Raw genomic sequence first — 4,053 nt, 5'->3', positions numbered from 1 at the left:
AACTGGCGCCAGCTGGAGGTGCTGGGCCTGATGTCGAAAGGAAACTGGGCGTGACGCTGGGTGTCGTCATGCTGTGCCACGCCGCCCTCGACCGCGCCGCGCAGCTGGCCCGGCACTGGGCCCTGCACGGCTGCCCGGTGGTGATCCACGTCGACGCCCGCACCCCGCAGGACCAGTTCGACAGCCTGAAGACCGCCCTGCAGGACCTGCCCGACATCCGCTTCTCCCCCCGCTCGCCTTGCGAATGGGGCAGCTTCGGCATCGTCCAGGCCACGCTCGACGCCAGCACGCAGATGCTGGCCGACTTCCCGCAGGTCTCGCATATCCTCCTCGCCTCCGGCTCCTGCCTGCCGATCCGCCCCGTCCGCGCCCTGAAGGATCATCTGGCAACCCACCCCCATACCGATTTCATCGAAAGCGTCACCACCGCCGATGTCGGCTGGACCACCGGCGGCCTGAACGAGGAACGCTTCACCCTGCGCTTCCCCTTCGCCTGGAAACGCCAGCGGCGGCTTTTCGACGGCTATGTCAGCCTGCAACGCGCGCTCCGCTTCCGCCGCCGTATCCCGCAGGGCCTCGTCCCCCATCTCGGCAGCCAATGGTGGTGCCTGACCCGCCCCACCCTGCAAGCCATCCTGCAACACCCCGACCGGCCAAAGCTCGACCGCTACTTCCGTCGCGTCTGGATTCCCGACGAAAGCTACTTCCAAAGCGTCGTGCGCCAGGTCTCCCCCTGCATCGAAAGCCGCTCGCTCACCCTGTCGAAATTCGACTACCAGGGCCGCCCCTACACCTTCTACGACGACCATCTGCACCTTTTGCGGCAGACCGACGCCTTCCTCGCCCGCAAGATCTGGCCCGAAGCCGACCTCCTCTACCGCACCTTCCTGACGCCGGACGGCGACCGGGCGCTCGCCTCCGAGCCCCACCCCGGCAAGATCAACCGTCTCTTCGCCAAGGCGGTGGAGCGTCGCGTCAAGGGCCGTGCCGGCCTTTACATGCAAAGCCGCTTCCCGATCCGCGCCCGGGGCGGCACCCTCTCTGCCGCGCCCTATGGCGTGTTCTCCGGCTTCTCCCAGCTTTTCCACGACTTCCAGCCCTGGCTTGCCCGCGCGCTGGACGCCCGGGTCCACGGCCATCTCTTCGCCTTCGACCGCGCCGAATTCGCGGGGGGCGAGTCTGTCTTCAAGGGCGGCCTCTCCGACAGCCCGACCTTGCGCGACTACAACCCGAAAAGCTTCCTGACGAACCTGATCTGGAACACGCGGGGCGAGACGCAATGCTTCCAGTTCGGCGCCGCCGACGAACAGGCCATCGCCCCCTTCCTCGCCTCCGATCCCAATGCCACGATCTTCGCCATCACCGGCGCCTTCGCCGTGCCGCTCTGGCGCTCCGGCCGCAGCGCCGCCGAGGTCCGCTCCGAGGCCGCCCGCCTGCAAAAGGTGGAATCCGATTTCCTGCACGAATTGAACGGGCCGGAAACCAAAGCCAATGTCCGCATCTGGTCGCTGGCCGATTTCATCGAGAACCCCGCCGAACCCCTGGAACAGCTGGTCGACCTTCTGCACCCCCGCGCCGCGCATCGCCTGACCGACCTGCCGCAACTGATCCCGCTTCAGGGCTTCGGCGGTTTCCTGCAAGACCTGCGCAATCAGGGCATGGCCCCGGTTCTGATGGGCGATTTCCCCTCGGATGCCGAGCTTGCCCGGCCCGACCAGCCCTTCGCCCGTCCGCGGATCGTGCGCTGATGCCGCGCTTCCATTCTTTCGTCGTTTTCGCCGAGATGCGCACCGGGTCGAACCTGCTGGAGGCGAACCTGAACGCGCTGCCCGGTGTGGTCAGCCATGGCGAGGTCTTCAACCGCTACATCCTCGGCAAGAAAGACCGGACCGACCTCTTCGGCATCACGATGGAAGAGCGGGACCGCGATCCCCGGCCCCTGCTGCGCAAGCTGCGCGAGGAGACCGAGGGTCTGCCCGGCTTCCGCTTCTTCCACGACCATGACCTGCGCATTCTGGATGACGTGCTGCCCGATCCGGGTTGCGCCAAGATCATCCTGACCCGCAATCCCTTGGAAAGCTATGTCAGCTGGAAGATCGCCCAGGCAACCGACCAGTGGAAGCTGACCAACGCCCGGCGGCTGAAGACTGCGAAGGTCCGCTTCGACGTGCCGGAGTTTCTCCAGCACCTGCGCGACATCCAGGCCTTCCAGCTGCTGCTCATGCACGCCCTGCAGACCACCGGCCAGACCGCTTTCTACCTCGACTACGAAGACCTCGGCTCGCTGGACGTGATCAACGGCCTCGCCGCCTTCCTGGGGGTCGAGGGGCGGCTCAAGGCGCTGGACGACACGCTGAAGAAGCAGAACCCCGGCCCGCTGGAAGACAAGCTGGAAAACCCCGAGGCGCTGGCCGAAGCCATCGCCGCCGTGGACGTCTTCAACCTGGGCCGCGCCCCCAGTTTCGAGCCGCGCCGCGCGGCCGGGGTGCCGACCGCGCTCGCCTCCGACACAGGCCTTCTCTTCTTTCCCATCCGCTCCGGTCCCGAGACCGTGATCCGCGATTGGTTCACCGGGCTTGGCGATGTGACCGAAGGCTTCGAACAGAAGTCGCTCCGCCAATGGAAGCGCAGGCACCCCGGCCACCGCAGCTTCACCGTGCTGCGCCATCCGCTTTTGCGCGCCCATGCAGCCTTCCGCCGCAAGATCGTGCAGGGCGAGGCGCAGGACCTGCGCCGCATTCTGATCAACGGTTTCCTCGCCGAATTGCAGCCGCCGGGCGAACCTTTCGCCAGCGTCGAGGCCGAACGCGCCGCCTTCCTGATCTTCCTCAACTACTGCCGCCTTGCCGTGGGCGGCCAGACCGGCGCCCGCGTCGATCCCGGTCTCGCCAGCCAGACCGCCGTGGTGCAGGGCTTCGCCGGTTTCCAGCCGCTCGACCGCCTGTTGCGGGAAGACAGCCTTGTCGAAGGCCTCGGCGCCCTCGCCGCCGAAACGGGCGCGGTCCCCCCCGCGGTCACGCCCGACCCGGCCGAAGCCACGCTCCTGTCGATCTGGGACGAGAGCCTCGAATCCGCCGCTGCGGAAGCCTATGCCCGCGACTACATGGGCTTCGGCTTCACCCGCTGGCGCGTCTGACCCTCCTCGTGCGACTTCGTCTTCTCGTCGCGAATCCCGCGAGGAGTGCCGAAGGCATCAACGAGCCGCCACCGGTTAAGAAACGGTGAACGCTCGCAGTCAAGCCATTGATTTCTTTAATGTCGAAAACCTGCCCGCGCGCGGACAGATCACGCCGCCTGCGGCGCCCTCGCCTCGGTCAGGATCGCATACAGCTTCGCCGGATCGGAATTCGCTCGCAGTTTCGCCACCACCGCCTGGTCCCGCATCGTCCGGCTGACCAGGGCCAGCGCCTTCAGATGGTCGACCCCGGAATCCTTCGGCGCGAACAGACCGAAGACCAGATCCACCGGCTGCCGGTCGACGCTGTCATAGTCCAGCGGTTTCTCCAGCCGCAGGAAAACCCCGATGATGCCCTTCAGGTCCTCCAGCCGGGCATGGGGCAAGGCGATGCCATGCCCCACGCCGGTCGGCCCCAGCGACTCCCGCTCCTGCAGCCCGTCGATGGCCGCCGCCCCCGACAGGCCATAGGCCTGCGCCGCGATCTCGCCCAGTTCCTGGAACAGTCGCTTCTTGGAGGTGAACTGCCCAACCACGCGAACCGCGCCTGGGACAAGTAGCTTGGAAAGTTCCATGGGTCGGCGACGTTCCTGCTCGCAGCGAGCGTTATTTGCTGTTGCGGGGGTCGATCCAGCCGATATTGCCGTCATCCCGGCGATACACGACGTTCACGCCCCCATGTCCTTCGTTCCGGAACACCAGCATCTTCTGGCCCGCCAGCTCCATCTGCATCACAGCCTCGCCCACGGTGATCGAAGGGATCTTCGTCTCCATCTCGGCGATGACCACGGGCTGGAGCGTGTCGGGCTCGGCATCCTCGGCGTCCTCGGTTGCGGCGAGGATATACGAGGACGCCCCGCCGAATTCAACAGGGCCCG

At 66.6% G+C, this 4,053-nt stretch carries 4 protein-coding genes; 2 read left to right on the top strand and 2 right to left on the bottom strand.

Annotated elements, in window-relative coordinates; all coding sequences use genetic code 11:
- The first annotated feature begins 50 nt into the window (after positions 1-50).
- Together V7Q39_RS19775 and V7Q39_RS19770 are read left to right on the top strand one after the other, a co-directional pair.
- Positions 51-1,748, top strand: coding sequence for a DUF5927 domain-containing protein (locus tag V7Q39_RS19775; protein ID WP_333818326.1), 1,698 nt, complete (start codon positions 51-53; stop codon positions 1,746-1,748).
- Entirely contained in the window at positions 1,748-3,136 is a 1,389-nt protein-coding gene (locus V7Q39_RS19770; RefSeq protein WP_333818325.1) for a nodulation protein NodH, read from the top strand. Before V7Q39_RS19775 ends, V7Q39_RS19770 begins: the two co-directional genes overlap by 1 nt.
- A 149-nt stretch (positions 3,137-3,285) precedes the next feature.
- Here V7Q39_RS19770 and V7Q39_RS19765 read toward each other — a convergent pair whose 3' ends face one another.
- Together V7Q39_RS19765 and V7Q39_RS19760 are read right to left on the bottom strand one after the other, a co-directional pair.
- The gene (locus tag V7Q39_RS19765; protein ID WP_333818324.1) at positions 3,286-3,750 is read right to left on the bottom strand and encodes a PTS sugar transporter subunit IIA; all 465 of its coding nucleotides are present in this window, start codon (positions 3,748-3,750) and stop codon (positions 3,286-3,288) included.
- 31 nt (positions 3,751-3,781) lie between these two features.
- Positions 3,782-4,053, bottom strand: a 272-nt coding sequence (locus V7Q39_RS19760) for a sigma 54 modulation/S30EA ribosomal C-terminal domain-containing protein (RefSeq protein ID WP_333818323.1), incomplete at its 5' end; no start/stop codon positions are given.

The organism is Tabrizicola sp., from assembly GCF_036781545.1.
Lineage (GTDB): Bacteria > Pseudomonadota > Alphaproteobacteria > Rhodobacterales > Rhodobacteraceae > Tabrizicola.
This window is presented reverse-complemented; position numbering and strand designations above follow the sequence as displayed.